Raw genomic sequence first — 16,451 nt, forward strand, 5'->3', positions numbered from 1 at the left:
AAGCTATCCCTCCATGTAGTCGATTCTATATAATTAGAATTCGACAAAAAAGACCGCAAACCTTGTCTATAAAATAGACTTTGTCTGCGGTCTGAGTTAATAGAATAGAAGAAGCCCACAATCCTCTCTAGGATGTGGGCTTCTTCTATTCTATTAACTATCTATTAACTATTCTTCGCCTTACTTCTACTATATATATCAAACCATACAGCAAACACCAATATGGATCCCTTTACAATCAACTGCCAGAAGGAATCGATATTCAAAATACTCATCCCGTTATCCAAACTCGCCATGACAAGTGCCCCAATCATAGCTCCAGGAATGGTACCGACTCCGCCCATGAGGCTGGTTCCACCGATTACACATGCAGCGATGGCGTCAAGTTCATACATCGTACCCGCACCAACGGTCGCAGCGTTTACCCGTGCAGTGAGAATGAGACCCGCTACGGCGGCAAGTGTATTACATAGTACAAAGATCAGCATAATTTTCCGCTTCACGTTAATTCCAGATAAGACGGCCGCTTCGGGGTTCCCGCCGATCGCGTATACTTGACGACCAAATACGGTTTTCTTCGCAATAAAGGTAAATACAATCGCTAAGAAGATAACTACCATAAAGGGAATCGGAATTCCTTGGTATGCATTCATCACGGAAACGACGACGAAAATTAAGGCGCTGATTCCTAGCCAGATTAAGCCAGTCACCCATGATGGAGCAACGGAAAAACCAAACTTCACTCTCGATTGACGCTGACGAAGTAGGAAGATTCCTGTTATCACAATCGCAACTCCAGCAACGATGTACCCCATAAAAGGAAGAATGAATCCTTGTCCGAGTGCTTTAAAACTCTCTTTTAAAGGTGCGATCGTTTCACTCTTCGTAATCCCTTGAAGCGCACCACGGAAAATCATCATCCCACCTAATGTGACGATAAAAGCAGGGACAGCCCGATATGCGACCCACCATCCTTGGATGAGACCAATGATCGCTCCTAGTAAAATCGTCACGATCACGACGGGAACCGTATCCCAACCGTACCAAACATGCAGGATTCCTGCGATCCCACCTGTTAATCCCACCAGAGAGCCGACGGATAAGTCAACTTGTCCCGCTACTAATACGAGCACCATTCCAATTGCTAGAATGGAAGTAACCGACATCTGAACAAATAGATTAGAAAAGTTACGAGCTGTTAAGAAGCTATCATCCATAAAAGAAAAAAATGTCCAAATCGCGATAATAGCAATGATCATAGAATATGCACGTACATCTAAGCGAAACAAATCTTTATTAAATTTAGCTGAGCCTGTTTTCGTTGTCATATCTGGTCCCCTCCTGTCGCCGCAGTCATTATTCGTTCTTGAGTCGCATCTTCCGCTTTCCATTCAGCGGTAATCGAGCCTTCTGCCATAACGAAAATGCGATGACTCATTCCTAAAACTTCTGGTAACTCGGAGGAAATCATTAAAATCGAAACTCCCTCGCGTACCAATTCATTCATAATTTGATAGATTTCGTACTTCGCCCCGACGTCCACACCACGGGTTGGTTCGTCTAAAATGAGCACTTTTGGCTTCGTCATCAACCACTTACCCAACACGACTTTTTGTTGATTCCCTCCACTTAATGTCCCCACTACTGTCTCTAGCGAAGTAGCCTTTACTCCTAGCTTTTGAAAATAGGACATAGCCTGAGAGACTTCTTTGCTAGAATCAATTCCCGACCAACTTGATACTTGCTTCAGGCTTGGCAACGTGATGTTATCTTGAATGCTTCTCTCTAATACAAGCCCTGTCCGTTTACGATCTTCAGTTACTAACGCAATCCCATGTGCGATAGCGTGATCTGGTTGTTTAATGGTGACCGGTTTGCCTTCTATTTTCACAGTACCTGACGTACGACCGTCCAATGCTCCAAATAAGCTCATCGCTAGCTCCGTACGTCCTGAACCCATTAATCCCGCGATCCCTACAATCTCACCTTTTCGTAATTGAAAGGAAACATCGCGAATGATCTTCTTGTTCGGGTTTTTTCGGTCCGGTACGTTGTAATTAGCAAGCTCTAGCACCACATCACCGGGAGTAGATTCTTCACGAGGAAAGCGGTCTTTTAACTCACGACCTACCATGAGAGAAATCACTTGATCCTCGTTTACCTCACCAATCGATTTCGTCGCAATTGTTTTCCCATCCCGTAAAATCGTAACCGAATCTGAAATGGAGAAGACTTCGTTTAATTTGTGAGAGATGTAGATACAAGAAACCCCACGTTCTCTAAACTTCCGTAGGATATCGAGCAAAATCTCAACTTCTTTTTCAGTTAGAGCTGCCGTTGGTTCATCTAAAATCAGGATTTTCGCATCTTTCGAGAGCGCTTTCGCAATCTCTACAAGCTGTTGCTGTCCAATTCCAAGCGTCCCCGTTACCGTCTCTGGATGAATACTGGACAACCCTACTTGCTCCAGCCAATATTCCGTTTCTTTATGCTGACGATGGGCATCGATGACACCAAACTTGGCATGCTCTTTACCGAGAAATAAATTTTCCGTAACCGACATCTCTTTTACCAGTGCCAGCTCTTGATAAATGATTGCAACTCCCGCTTTTTCAGCATCCTTAATCGAGCGAAACGTTTGCTCCGTGCCCTCAATCTCAATGGAGCCCTCATACGAGCCATGCGGGTATACACCACTTAGCACCTTCATCAAAGTCGATTTCCCCGCACCATTCTCTCCACAAAGAGCATGGATCTCGCCTTTTTTCACTTGAAATGTCACACGATCCAGTGCCTTTACTCCGGGAAACTCCTTCGTAATCTGTTTCATCTCCAAGGCGATTGTCATCTTATTTCCTCCCTCCTGATAGAAAATGTGGAACATCTCTGCTCCACAGGTTCATGAAATTACATAATTTGTATATATTTGATCGGTGAGCGAAACTCGATCATCCAATAGACATGCCTTACTTTTTAGAGATATCCTCTTTCTTATGGAACCCATCCGCCACAACCGTAGTATCAATATTTTCCTTCGTCACTACAATCGGATCTAGCAAAATAGAAGGAATATCTTTCTTACCATTGTTTACCGTTTTTTTATCCGTTGCTACCTTCTCACCCTTTGCCAATGAAACAGCTAACTCCGCTGCTTTTTCAGCAATCAGCTTAATCGGCTTATAAACTGTCATCGTTTGTGTACCTTCTACGATCCGTTTAATCCCTGCCAACTCCGCATCTTGACCTGACACTGGAACCTTACCCGCCAATTTTTGCGCAGATAGTGCTTGAATCGCTCCACCAGCAGTACCATCGTTAGCCGCTACGACTGCATCGATTTTATTCTGGTTGGCCGTTAAAGCATTTTCCATGTTAGAAAGCGCATTCGCTGGATCCCATTCTTTCGTCCATTGATCATAGACAACTTTGATATCGCCTTTATCAACCAATGGCTTTAACACTTTCATCTGACCTTTTTTAAATAGGTGGGCGTTATTATCCGTATCCGCACCTTCGATTAGAGCATAATTTCCTTTAGGAGCTTTCTCTACAATCGCTTTCGCCTGCATTTCTCCAACACGTTCGTTATCAAATGAAAGGTATAAGTCCACATCAGAGTTTTTGATTAAACGATCATAAGAAAGTACTTTTACGCCTTCTTTATGGGCTTTTTCCACGATTGCCGCAGCTACTTCCGCATTATGTGGAACGACCACGAGTACGTCTACCCCTTGGCTAATTAAGTTTTCGGCTTGAGAAATCTGCTTCGCGTCATCTCCATTTGCCGCTTGTACCTTTACTTCGGCTCCTAGCCCCTTCGCCTTGGATACAAAAATATCACGGTCTTTTTTCCAACGCTCTTCTTCTAAAGTATCTAATGAAAAACCAATCACAGTCTTTCCATCGTCTTTTTTCAACTTGCCACCACTTTGATCAGCGGCTGGTGCCCCTGTGCTACATGCCGTAACCGAAAGAGCAAATGCACTCAATAAGCAAAATGCTTGGATTTTTTTAAACATCTAGATCTTTCCCCCTTTACTTTCATAATTTGACTGTACCATGATAGAAAGCGTTTACATGGTTAAACATTCTTCACTTTTTTGTTATTAGTAGCATTTTTATTTAAACTGTTTTCATTTCTTATCTCGATATTGTGAAGGGGAAAGTCCACATATTTTCTTAAACACCCGACTAAAGTAATTCGGATCATGATAGCCTACAGCATAAGCGATCTCCTTAAAGCTAAGTCCTCCTTGGCGAATATACTCTTTGGCACGAGAAATACGACATTGGGTCATATAATCCACATAACTAATTCCAAATTCCTCTTTAAAACATTTGCTCAAATAAAATGGGCTCAACTGAACTAACTGCGCTAATTGCTCTAGCGAAAGATCTTCCATAAAATGTTCCTCTATGTATTTCTTTACTTGATCAAAGACATCAAATTGAGCATTTTGTTGAAAACGTTGGTATGCAACGTCCAGCTCCTCCACTTTCCCCTTCGCTTCTTGCCATAATTCCATATAGGACTGTCCACGCAAAAGAATGTTAGCTGAGACTTCTTTTACTCCCATCTCATCTAATAAATGAGTTAATAGAAGAAAATGACCATACAAACGTTGTTTCGCTTCGACCAAAGGAGTTTGTCTTTGTTCGATCACAGATAGCAACAAAAAGATAATCTCCTTTGTATCTTGCCATCGCTCATTCCGTATCGCTTCAATTAATTGCCGTTCATATCGTAATCTCTTATCGTTCTTATCTTGCTCTTGGGACAGATCATCATAAAATCGGATCCGGAACCCTTGAACCATCCCTATATCCGAACAGGCCATCAAAGCTTCCTGATAGGAGAAGCGCAAATCATCCAGTCCATCCTTTGCACCGCCGATCCCTAGCCCTATATCCAATCCAGGATAGCGTCTGCCGATTCGACGAGCTTGTTCCATCAGGTTGATCGCTTGACGCCGCTCTTCTCCCTTTCGATGAAAAAATAAGATTGGTAGGATATGACCCGAGATACTTCCCACCATCGTGTCATCACAGTCCCGAAACTCTGCTTGCATTTCACACATGAGATTCTTAATAGATAAATCCTGCTGGTCCTGGTCTTCTCTCGTACGTATACTCACCACGATAACCGAAGCGGGAGGATGTACCACTACCCTCATGAGATTCGACATCTCTTCCAAATCCATTAGTTGCACTTGATCAAAGAGCAGGCGCGAGACAAGCTCCGATTCGATGATGGGTAAGATTTTTCGGATTCGATTGTCAGTCTCCTGCTGTGACTCCAAGTGGGATCGCTCTTGACTGATCTCCTCGCATACCTTCCGAATCGTCTCCACGATCACTTGCACCTTACTCGGTTTTAGCAAATAATCTTTTACACCTAGTCGAATCGCCTGTTGGGCAAAGGTAAATGTATCGTACGACGACACAATCACCACTTTTGTAGTAGGAAACTTCTCCCGAATCTGTTCAATCGCTTCTAAACCATTGATTCCTGGCATCTGAATATCCATCAATAGTAGATCTGGCTTCAGCTCTTCAGCCTTCTCAATCGCTTCCCGGCCATTCCCAACAGTCGCAACCACTTCCGCTTGATCTAGATGGGTTGTCAATATTTTCTCCAGCGCTACTCGTTCAATCTCTTCATCATCTGCGATCAAAATCCGAATCATCCAGTTTCCTCCTCTCTCCTAGTGTAGTGGGTATGAAAATCGTAATCGAGGTTCCCTTCCCAGCCTCACTCTGTATCTGCAAAAGATCCTCTCTGCGATAGTACAAACTAAGTCTTCGAATCACATTCGACAAGCCTACACTTCCTGTTTTTCCTTGTGTGGCGGGCATTCCTTGTAGGATTTGTCTTACCCGATCTGGTGACATTCCGACTCCATCATCCGTCACTTCCAACTGTACCCCGTACTCTATCGCCCGTACACCAATCGAAATCGTTCCTCCTTCTTCCTTTGACTCAATTCCATGAATGAATGCATTTTCTACCAGAGGTTGCAAGAGAAAACTGGGCACTGGTACATGTAAACAGGCAGGATCTATCTTCTCCTCACCTTTTAATCGATCCGTAAATCGCGCTTGTAGAATCGTCATATAATGACGGATCATCTCAATCTCTTCTGCTAACGTTACTTCTACATCTGCTTTTGCCAATTGATAACGCATTAGTTCGGCAACCGTCGTAATAAGATCACTCGTCTCATATGATCCTTCTAGATATGCCTTTTTGGCCAATGTATTTAAGGTATTAAATAGAAAATGGGGCTTCATCTGATTCTGTAAATTACGCCATTCCATCTCTTTTAATAAATATTGATACTCCTTTACCTCTTGCTCTAACTTCCCTTTCGCCTCTAACTCCTCAAACGACTGCTTCACACTTATTCGCATCTGATCAAAGGTTTGCGCGAGAAAAGCCGTTTCATCCTTGGATTTCACTTCAATCGGCTTATCATAAACACCAGAAGAAATGAATCTAGCCCCCTTTGTTAACTTAGCGATGGAACGAGTGATTCCGCGTGAAATCCAATAGGCACAGCCGAGTAATATGACCATGATGATAAGAAACCCTTCCCAGCCTACTATTTGTAGCTCCTTTGATGATTGAATCATTTGCGCATAGAGTCGTTCATGAATGGTTAGCTCATGCTCTAACAAGGAAAGAGTTGTCTCTGTAATAAATGAGCGTCCTTGCTCTGCTTTTCGATAAAACCGAGTGGCATCATCAGAACGTTCCTGTTGATGCGCTTGGATGGACAAATCAGTACTTTCAATAAAACTATCAATCAGATGGGTATAATCACTCACACCTGCTGTATTCTCATCATTTTGTAGACGTTTGACCTTACTTTGAGCTTGACGTAGTAAGCTTCGAGTCGATACATAATTTTCTTTCGATTTCTCCGATTCCTCATGTATAAAATCATTCGTCCGAATCAGCAATTGCTCTGATTGGACAGAGACTTGTTGAAAAATCAAATATCGCTCTAACACCTGATTATATTGTTGTAAAAATAGCTGATGAAAGTACTGAAACATCAACCAAAACAGCCCGAAAACAAGTAACAAACAGCACGCTAATAACAAGATTTTCCCCTTAATGCTCTTCATTACGGAATCGGCTCCCTGTCGATGTCTCCAAAGTCGAATCTGTATAAACATGACTTGGTAATGGCAGCTGTTCTCCTCGAATCCAAGAAAGAAGATGTGTTATGCTTTCTACACCCATCTTTCGAGGACTATCTACTACCACAGCTTGTACTTGCCCTTTTTCAAATAAATCCGTTAACTGTGCAACATCTTGAAACGTATATATTTGAATCTTATTCAATCCCACACGCTGCTCGATCACACGGGTGACCGCTTCTAATTCCTCTCCCTTCGACACAATGATTGCATCGAGATTTGAAGTTCGATTTAATAATTCATGGGTCTGGCTCATCGTTTGCATCGTCCCATTTCTCTCAGAAGAACTGTAAATTTGTTTCACAATTTGCATGCTCTTCTGGCTTGCTAAACTTTGCTCCACACCTTTTATCCGTAACATCGCTACCATTGGATCCGATGACTGGCCAATGATACCAACAGTCGAATTCGACTTCTTTTCTAAATCAACCCGCACCTTATCACCCAGAAGACGCCCCGCCGCTACATGGTCTGATCCCACATACATCTTACGGAGCGAATTAGGTATATCGGTTCCGATTAAAATAACCGGAATTCCGCTTTCTGTTGCTTGGTTGACCGCTTGTATAAAAGCAGGATCATCCATACCCATGGCGATAATACCATCTACTTTGGCTGAAGTAACTCTCTGTACATCTCGTGCCATCTCCGATGCATTTCCACGGTATCCTCCATGCACCTCAACCATAGCCTGTTGTTTCTTTGCTATCTCTTTGATACCAAGCTGTACCTCTTTCCAATACAAATCACGTATAGCTGGAGAAATCAAAGCAATTCGCAAAGTTTCTTTTGCAGGTGAAGCTGGTTTATGAATCTGTTGAAGAGATCGATATGTATGAGTAAGTTGGTAGATAGGAAGCAAAATCAATACCACACAAGCTAGACTGACCGCTCCTATTAAAATGGTTCTTTTTTTCATATATCCTCCGCCCAGTAAAAATCAATTAACTACAGAATACATGATTTATCAAATTCATAGCCCTCTAAATAAAAGAGAATATCTACCAGCTAATGATTTCTTATTTTTTACCGTTCTAAAACATCATTTAGCGAAATATACAGTATATTGTGTTTCTAAAACACACATGAAAACGGGATAGGGAGATGATCTGTTTTATGAAAAAGACATGGTTATACAGTATGATCGGAGCCTTACTTTTCACTGTAACATTTGGATTTTCCACAGTGGATGCCTCCTCAATTAAACAAGACCGACTCGTTGTAAATCTATCGGCTGACACGAGCGTAGGGAAATATCAAATTGTGGATACGGATGGAAGCATTTATACGTATGCTGACAGACAAAGCTATGAAGCAGCAGAGCAAACATTTAAAGCAAAGTGGGCGATTGTCTCTAAGAACGTAGTAGGTGTACTCGCTTCTGATTATGCAACGGATTCCTACGAGCACAGTGGCTTTGGAGGATGGAACTATGCAACACCTGTTGGCTACTCAACTAACTTCAATAACAGTAAGTACAATGATGAGGTTTCCTCCATTAAAACGGCACGTAGAAGCTCTGGAACTAAGGTTTGCTACCATAAAAGTGGCGGCGAGCCTTGTAAAACATTTGGCCCAGGACTAGACATTTCCTATGTAGGAAGTGGCTGGAATGATCAAATCTCGTATGTAAATGTATATCGTTAATCAATAAAAAAGCAGAGCCTATCAATCCGGTAGGCTCTGCTCTCCTTTTTCCCTTAATACCTGCATAATCGTTTTCGCTAGCTGGTCTCCGAGCCCAGCTTTGCGAAAATCCTCTAGACTCGCGCTCCTCATCTCATCAATCGATCCAAAATGACGGTAAAGTTGCTGTTTCCGCTTCTCTCCTACCCCTGGAATCTCATCGAGAGCTGATTGAATCATCGATTTCCCACGCGCTTGCCGATGGAACGTGATTGCGAAGCGGTGAACTTCTTCTTGAATTCGCTGGATCAGATAAAATTCTTGCGTCCCCCTGCGTAGATCAACTGCATAAACAGGATCACCATATAGAAGTCCAGCTGTTTGATGCTTTTTATCTTTCACCATCCCCGCAATCGGGACATACAATCCTAATTCATTCTCCAGCACATCACTCGCAGCGGACATTTGGCCTTTTCCGCCATCCACTAATATCAAGTCAGGTAACGGTAGATTATCTTTTAACACTCTCGTATACCGTCTGCGAATGACCTCACGCATCGTTCCATAATCGTCGGGGCCATCGACCGTACGAATCTTATACTTACGATACTCCCTCTTATCCGCTTTCCCATCGATAAATACAACCATCGCTGAGACTGGATCAGCCCCTTGAATATTCGAATTATCAAATGCTTCGATCCGCCTTGGCAACCCAATATTTAACTCTTCTCCCAAGTTACGAATCGATTCATCCGTCTTCGCCTGATTTCGTTCTAGTAACTGAAAACGTTCCGATAGGGCAATTTTGGCGTTTTCCGTAGCCATCTCGACTAAATTTTTCTTGATTCCTCGCTGAGGGATACGAACCTTCACACTCGGAACCAATTGTGCCACTAACTCCGCATCGACTCCAGCTGGCAAATGAATCTCTTTCGGCAACACAGGTGACTCATGATAAAACTGCCCTACAAAAGTAAGAAAATCCTCCGTAGCTTCCCCATAGTATGGAAAAATCGATACTTCTCGCTCAATCAATTTCCCCCGGCGTACAAAAAAGACCTGTACACACATACAACCTTTGTCTACATAATATCCAAACACATCTCGATCTATATGATCTTGAATCATCACATTTTGCCGTTCCATCGTCGCTTGGATATCCTGTATCAAATCCCGTAATTCCTTCGCACGTTCAAACTCCATCGCTTCGGCCGCCTCTTCCATCTTTTGGCGAAGCTCCTTTTGTAGCTCTGGATAGCCACCACCTAGAAAGCGCGTGATCTTCTTCGTAATCTCTTCGTAGCTCTCAGGCTCAACCTCAAATTCACAAGGAGCTAAACACTGATTCAGATGATAATAAAGGCATACCCGCTTAGGTAGATTGTGGCATTTTCGCAGTGGAAATAAACGATCAAGCAATTTTTTAGTCTGTTGAGCCGCACCTGCATGGGGATAAGGACCGAAATACTTAGCCCCATCCTTCCGTACCTTCCGGGTCACTTCTAGACGTGGGTGCTTCTCTTTCGTTAATCGAATATAGGGATAAGACTTATCATCCTTTAACATAATGTTGTATCTAGGGCGATGCTTCTTAATCAGATTTAATTCCAAAATAAGTGCTTCCAGTGGACTATTCACAACGATATATTCAAAGTCCACGATATCCATGACAAGACGTTGTGTTTTTGCATCATGAGAACCCGTAAAGTAGGAGCGCACTCGACTCCTAAGACTCTTTGCCTTACCCACATAGATGATCTCTTGGTCTGCATTTTTCATCAAATAGCAACCAGGTTGATCGGGTAATAAGGCCAGCTTATCTTTTAATAACGACACAAGCGCCCCTCCATACTGAACCGTACATCTGTTCTATACAAAACATTTTAACACGATTTCAAACAAAAAAATCAAAATAAAAGCGAAATACCTGTTTTGATCTATATAAAATAAGGAAGGATAATCCTTGTAACACAATGGACAAATTTATTAGAGTTGTATTACAATACTAAATGTAATCATTTTTTTACAATCAAAGGAGGTGCTGTCTATTAGTGGAATTCCCTAATAGACAAGTATGGATATCTTAAAAAAACACGGATTTAAACTTTTTGCTGGATCGTATTTAGGTTTTCTTACTTTCGGGGTACTCATCCTCACTATTTCCCTCATCCTATTTGGAATTCTAGGGACAAGTCTTTATCAAGCATTTGATTTTAGTCAATTAGATCTATCCAATCCTGATCTAGAGACCCTTTATGAGTTGATTGAGCCACTTGGCTATGCACTCATTATCATGATTCCTTTTATGATCCTCATCTATTTCGTATCTACCGCTCTCTTCACTGCCGGGATGACCAGTGCAGTTAATGATGCTGTATATAAGGATCAGTCAAGCGTAAGTAGTTTTCTAACATATGGATTCAAGAAATTTTGGAAAGTGCTAAAACTGCTTCTTGCCTATCTTGTTGTGCTCTACATACCTCTTTTTGTAGTAGAGTCACTGATATCTGCTATCTCAAACCATTTTCCTACACTCGGATTTCTATTATTGATCCTATACTATATCCTAACCATTCCACTGCATATCTCAATGACACATGGGATCATCCTTTATCTACAAAAAGATTTACGTGTTTGGGCAGCAGTAAAGGCAGGATTTCAAACCCTTACTCGTGAATTTGGTCAAACCTTTCTCAGCGGTATATTAGTGTTTGTCCTAGCCTTTGCATTGATGATTGGATTTGGAATCTTAGTGGTTCTCGGGCTTGTCATCATAGGTACTTCAGATCCAAGTCCACTCGCTGTGGTTATGATGAGTCTCGCCATTGGTTTCCTATTCATGATTGTAACCCCACCTATCACCATGATTTATCAAGTAATCATCACCAAACGCCTCAAAGAAATCATTGAGCCTCGTGTGTTTGGCAATCACTCTGAAGCGGAACAGCAAGATTCTGATTTAGACTTAGACTCCGATTCAAATCCCAACCCATCGAACAAAGAATAAAGCATACGAATAAGAGAACTTCTTTATTGCGAAGTTCTCTTATAGTTTATTCGTTATAAAAATAATTTTAATAATTAAATGTATATAATATAGACGGATTTCTACAATGTGTATTAAGATATTGATTGTTGTTCATTCTTATTTAGGGAGTATGTGTAAATGGATATTTTAAAGCGTCATGGTTTAAAGCTTTCGATCAGCGCATTACTGGGCTGTTTGATAGTGTACGTTACTATTTTTGTTGGAGTTTTGCTATTCGCACTCCTGATAGGAGCCTCACTAGGAGGGGTCTTTAGTGGTGATATAGAGGGCAATCTCATCGAAACAGGAGTTGGTGGTTCCCTTATTATCATTGGAATCCTATGTTTGTTTTTACTATATATTTTTATCGTTAGCTATGTAACTGGAGGGCTAATTGGATCTGTTAACGATGCGGTATTTAGAAATCAATCTACAGTAGGAAGCTTTATTCGCCACGGATTTAAAAATTTTTGGGAGACATCCAAGATTCTTTTATCAACTGTAACCCTGTTTCTAGTGGTTGGCGGTATCATGAACGTCTTTGTGGATGCTATTGCCACAACGAATGAGGCTCTAGCAATACTGATTTTTCTTATATACCTACTTTTACTCATTCCAGCTATTATCGCTACTAATCATTCTCTTATTATCAGTTATGAGCAAAACATAAGTGCTTTTCATTCCATCAAAGCTGGATTTTTAACCTATAGAAAAACATTTGGCAAAAACTTTGCAAGCGCCATTTTTGCCATCCTCTCATACTTGGGAATATATGTCGCAACCATCCTTATAATACTACTATTAGCACTAATAGATGCATCTTTTGGATTAGCTCAAATGGAACTTATTGAAGGATTCGAAGGAAGCGCCTTCTTTGGGCTAATCGCTATCCTCCTAATTTTACTAATGATACCTGCTATGTATATTACGGGCCAGTTGGTCATTACCATTCGTTTTAAAGACAAGATCGCACCGATCGTATTTCCTAACGGTTCACCAAATCAGCAACTATTTAATCAACAGCTTTATCCGCAATACCAACCGAATCAACAACCTTTTAACCAACAGCCTTATCCGCAACAGCAACCGAATCAGCAAAAACCTGATCAATCGAATCAGCCTAATAACCCCTTCAACTGGGGGTAATGCAATAAAAATAAATCTCCTTTAAAGAAAGTTCATTTTAGGCTACAAACATAACCTCTCCTGAACAAAAGTTTGGAAGAGGTTTGTTTTCATAAAGATAAGCATATTTTTTATTGCATTAGAGGAAAATTAGGATGATCAATTAATATGTAATTGGGTAAAGAGTGATAGCTGTACATATTTCATCATTGGAGGTCATCATGAAGAAAAAAGCATGGATTTGGATAGCAGTTGTAGCCGTTATTGGGCTACTAGTAGGGATTGCTATCTTCCAACAAGGGAATCAAAAGCCAGATGTAGAGGTAACGACGTTGCAAGAGCATACTATCCAAGAAAGTTTCATGACCACGGGAACACTTACTCCTGCTGACGAAGAAGCCATTTTCTTACGTCCGGAACAAGGAGAATTAAAGAAAGTTTGGGTGAAAGTCGGGGATAAAGTGAGCAAAGGAGATAAATTGGTAGAATATAAAAATCCTGCTTTCACAACCGAAAGAGATCAAGCCGACCTGCAAGTAAAATCGGCTGAATTAAAATTGAAACAACTGAATACCCAAAAGAGCGCAGGTGCAAGTAAAGGTACACAGCCAACTATGCCTCCTAGCGGGGAAAATCTCGATCAGCAGATCCAGCTTGCCAAGCTCGAAGTAACCCAAGCGAAAAAACAGCTAGATATCGTCAAAACCAAAATAGCGAATCTGGTTGTCAAAAGTAAGGAAAACGGTGTAGTGGCTCAAGTAAATGAGGATAATAGTAGCCCTGCAAATACAAAGCCAATCGTCGTTATCGCCACTGTTGATAAGTTGAAAATTAAAGCCACCATTTCCGAGTATGATGCTTTAAAGATAAAAGAAGGACAGGAAGCAACCGTAAAAAGTGATGCTATTCCAGACAAGACATGGAAAGCATCCGTCTCCCAAGTAGGGCTCCTACCCGAAAACAATAGTGCAGGAAACGTACCAAATGAGAAGGCTCAAGCGGCCAACTATCCAATCGAGTTGTATCTAAATGATCAAGTCCCCATGAAACTCGGTTCACAGGTAGTCGTAAACATTATCTCTTCTTCCAAAAAAGCAATGAGCGTCCCACAAACAGCCATTCAAGAGGAGAGCTCTCAAGCATATGTATTTGTCGTGGAAAGTGGTAAGGCGATTCGGAAGCCTGTCAAACTGGGAGCAAAAGATGAAAAAATGGCTGAAGTCGTATCCGGCATCTCGGCAACCGATAAAGTCATCGTCAAATTACCTTCAAACATTACATCCGGGATGGATGTGAATAGTAAATGATCCAGCTGACTGAAGTTTGCAAGACGTACCATTCTGGAAAATTACATGTGCCTGTACTTCAAAACATTAACTTCCATGTAAAGCAGGGTGAATACGTTGCGATTATGGGACCTTCTGGTTCTGGGAAATCAACATTGATGAATATAATTGGCTGCTTAGATCGCCCTACTTCAGGAAGTTACCAAATAAATGGGAAAGAAGTTTCACAAATGGAGGATTTGGAATTAGCGAAGGTACGAAATCGCATGATTGGATTTATCTTTCAACAATTTCAACTTTTACCCCGATTAAGTGCCCAAAAAAATGTAGAACTTCCTCTTGTTTATGCTGGAATTTCAAAAGGCAAAAGAAGTATTCAAGCAGTAGAAGCCCTTCGAAAAGTGGGCCTTGCGGACAGAAAAAGTCACCGGCCAAAAGAACTATCTGGTGGCCAACAGCAACGTGTCGCGATCGCGAGGGCTCTGGTAAATGATCCTCACGTCCTCTTAGCAGACGAACCGACTGGAGCGTTAGATACCAAATCTGGACAAGTCATCATGGAATTATTTGATGAGCTCCATCACGAAGGGCGAACCGTTGTCATGATTACGCATGACCCTGAAGTGGCAAAGAGAGCCCAGAGACAGATCATCATTCGAGATGGAGAAATCATCGAAGATTCCATGCCCTCCCATGGAGTAGGACGGAGGTCACTATGAGTATATGGGAAAACCTAAAAATGGCGATTGATTCCATTATCTCTCATAAACTTCGTTCGATTCTAACGATGTTAGGGATTATTATTGGTGTCGCTTCCGTCACGATTATCGTGGCCATCGGACAAGGGGGGACCCAGCAACTAACGGAATCCTTTACAGGGACTCAAAACTCGATTAACTTGATGCCAAAATCAGATAATGAAGCTGGTGGGTTTGCGATCCCCAATCCAAATGAGAAAGTGTTTACTGAGAAGGATATTGAAAGCCTGAAATTAGTACCAGGAGTCAAGCAAGTACTTACGACAGGCTCTTCCATGGCTGAGGTTCAGTACCAAAAAGAAAAAGCATCAGGAACCTTTGTAATCGGCTTTAGTAATCCCTCCTATCTCGAAATGTCCAATGTAGCCATTGACAAAGGGAGATCATTCCAAGGGAGCGACTTCCAGAGTAGCAATGCCGGGGCCGTTATTACGGATGGAGTAGCAGAAAAGTTATTTCCGAACGAAGATCCCATTGGAAAGATTATCAAGGTGGCGAACAAACCGATTACCGTCATTGGTGTCACAAAGCCTTCCAAAGGAATTGGCTCTTTTATCAAGATGAATGAAGTATTTCTCCCTTCTAGGACATGGAAAAGTGTGTTTGGGGTGATGCAAATCGATTCGGTAACCCTGCAAGTAGAAAATACCAACGATATGGAGAAGATCGGAAAGAAAGCCGTCCAAGTTTTAAATCAGAATCACGGTAAAAAAGATGGCTATGAAGTACAAAACCTGCAACAAATTTCGAAAGGAATCGAAGAAGTCGGTAATATCATGACTCTCGTCATTGGAAGTATTAGCGGAATTTCTCTCTTAGTAGGTGGGATTGGTGTCATGAACATCATGTTAGTATCTGTGACTGAACGAACGAGGGAAATCGGAATTCGTAAGGCATTAGGTGCTTCACGAGGAAACATCTTAACCCAATTCCTCATTGAATCGATTACGCTATCTTCCATAGGTGGAATCATAGGTCTGGCGATCGCTGGACTCGTCACCACGATTCTACAGTCCTTAGATCTTTGGCCTGCTGAGATCTCGTTGCCTGTAGCTCTTGGTAGCATTCTATTCTCTATGTTATTTGGAGTCATATTCGGACTTCTCCCAGCTAACAAAGCGGCGAAATTAAATCCAATTGATTGTTTGCGACATGAATAACATAAAAAACGAGCCTCCCCGAAGGAAGCTCGTTTTTTATGTTATAACGATAATTCTTGTCGTTTATATAATTGATGTAGTAACGATTGAGTTGCCATTTGATCCATCCGCTTTTGAACCAGTAATTCACGAATTAAGTAATAGGCCGTTTCCACATCTTCTTCTGGCAATAGGTCTACCAATGCGTGGATTTGGTCTCTCATAGTATTCACGTCTCCTTAATACTATCTTAGCGCATGATCCCAAATTTGTGCAATTGGTA

14 protein-coding genes are annotated in these 16,451 nt (G+C 41.6%); 6 read left to right on the top strand and 8 right to left on the bottom strand.

Translation table 11 applies throughout. The annotated features are described in order from the left end of the window. Positions 1–164: 164 nt before the first annotated feature. The 6 genes from EDD57_RS08600 to EDD57_RS08625 form a co-directional block, all read right to left on the bottom strand. Positions 165–1,328, bottom strand: coding sequence for a sugar ABC transporter permease (locus EDD57_RS08600; protein ID WP_131849053.1), 1,164 nt, complete (start codon positions 1,326–1,328; stop codon positions 165–167). Continuing rightward, a complete protein-coding gene (locus EDD57_RS08605; protein ID WP_131849054.1) occupies positions 1,325–2,848 on the bottom strand; it encodes a xylose ABC transporter ATP-binding protein in 1,524 nt (507 codons plus the stop codon). The genes EDD57_RS08600 and EDD57_RS08605 overlap by 4 nt, the downstream gene beginning before the upstream one ends. Positions 2,849–2,966: 118 nt before the next feature. Next, a complete protein-coding gene (gene xylF / locus EDD57_RS08610) occupies positions 2,967–4,019 on the bottom strand; it encodes a D-xylose ABC transporter substrate-binding protein (RefSeq protein WP_131849055.1) in 1,053 nt (350 codons plus the stop codon). A gap of 114 nt (positions 4,020–4,133) precedes the next feature. Next, complete coding sequence (locus EDD57_RS08615; RefSeq protein WP_131849056.1) at positions 4,134–5,687, bottom strand: response regulator; 1,554 nt, start codon at positions 5,685–5,687, stop codon at positions 4,134–4,136. Further along, positions 5,662–7,131 (bottom strand): sensor histidine kinase, encoded by a 1,470-nt coding sequence (locus EDD57_RS08620; RefSeq protein WP_165873731.1) that lies wholly within the window; start codon positions 7,129–7,131, stop codon positions 5,662–5,664. Before EDD57_RS08620 ends, EDD57_RS08615 begins: the two co-directional genes overlap by 26 nt. Beyond that, entirely contained in the window at positions 7,118–8,125 is a 1,008-nt protein-coding gene (locus tag EDD57_RS08625) for a sugar ABC transporter substrate-binding protein (RefSeq protein WP_131849058.1), read from the bottom strand. Before EDD57_RS08625 ends, EDD57_RS08620 begins: the two co-directional genes overlap by 14 nt. A 197-nt stretch (positions 8,126–8,322) precedes the next feature. Here EDD57_RS08625 and EDD57_RS08630 point away from each other — a divergent pair, with 197 nt between their 5' ends. Then, positions 8,323–8,853 (top strand): hypothetical protein, encoded by a 531-nt coding sequence (locus tag EDD57_RS08630; RefSeq protein ID WP_131849059.1) that lies wholly within the window; start codon positions 8,323–8,325, stop codon positions 8,851–8,853. A gap of 21 nt (positions 8,854–8,874) precedes the next feature. Here the strand turns inward: EDD57_RS08630 and uvrC are convergent, their stop codons facing one another. Next, positions 8,875–10,668, bottom strand: a complete 1,794-nt coding sequence (gene uvrC, locus EDD57_RS08635; protein ID WP_131849060.1) for an excinuclease ABC subunit UvrC — start codon at positions 10,666–10,668, stop codon at positions 8,875–8,877. A 238-nt stretch (positions 10,669–10,906) separates the two neighbouring features. Here uvrC and EDD57_RS08640 point away from each other — a divergent pair, with 238 nt between their 5' ends. The 5 genes from EDD57_RS08640 to EDD57_RS08660 all read left to right on the top strand — a co-directional run bounded on the left by EDD57_RS08640 (position 10,907) and on the right by EDD57_RS08660 (position 16,189). Further along, complete coding sequence (locus EDD57_RS08640) at positions 10,907–11,839, top strand: hypothetical protein (protein ID WP_131849061.1); 933 nt, start codon at positions 10,907–10,909, stop codon at positions 11,837–11,839. A 159-nt stretch (positions 11,840–11,998) separates the two neighbouring features. Further along, entirely contained in the window at positions 11,999–13,006 is a 1,008-nt protein-coding gene (locus tag EDD57_RS08645; protein ID WP_131849062.1) for a hypothetical protein, read from the top strand. A gap of 200 nt (positions 13,007–13,206) precedes the next feature. Beyond that, positions 13,207–14,292: an efflux RND transporter periplasmic adaptor subunit gene (locus tag EDD57_RS08650; RefSeq protein ID WP_131849063.1), complete on the top strand. Its 1,086-nt coding sequence runs from the start codon at positions 13,207–13,209 to the stop codon at positions 14,290–14,292. Next, a complete protein-coding gene (locus tag EDD57_RS08655) occupies positions 14,289–14,990 on the top strand; it encodes an ABC transporter ATP-binding protein (protein ID WP_131849064.1) in 702 nt (233 codons plus the stop codon). The genes EDD57_RS08650 and EDD57_RS08655 overlap by 4 nt, the downstream gene beginning before the upstream one ends. After that, positions 14,987–16,189 carry an ABC transporter permease gene (locus tag EDD57_RS08660; protein ID WP_131849065.1) on the top strand — a complete coding sequence of 401 codons (1,203 nt, stop codon included), beginning with the start codon at positions 14,987–14,989 and terminating at the stop codon, positions 16,187–16,189. The genes EDD57_RS08655 and EDD57_RS08660 overlap by 4 nt, the downstream gene beginning before the upstream one ends. Positions 16,190–16,230: 41 nt before the next feature. Here the strand turns inward: EDD57_RS08660 and EDD57_RS14395 are convergent, their stop codons facing one another. Then, entirely contained in the window at positions 16,231–16,392 is a 162-nt protein-coding gene (locus tag EDD57_RS14395) for a hypothetical protein (RefSeq protein ID WP_165873732.1), read from the bottom strand. Positions 16,393–16,451 lie beyond the last annotated feature (59 nt).

It is taken from the genome of Baia soyae (genome assembly GCF_004341445.1).
GTDB classification, from domain to species: Bacteria; Bacillota; Bacilli; order Thermoactinomycetales; family Thermoactinomycetaceae; genus Baia; species Baia soyae.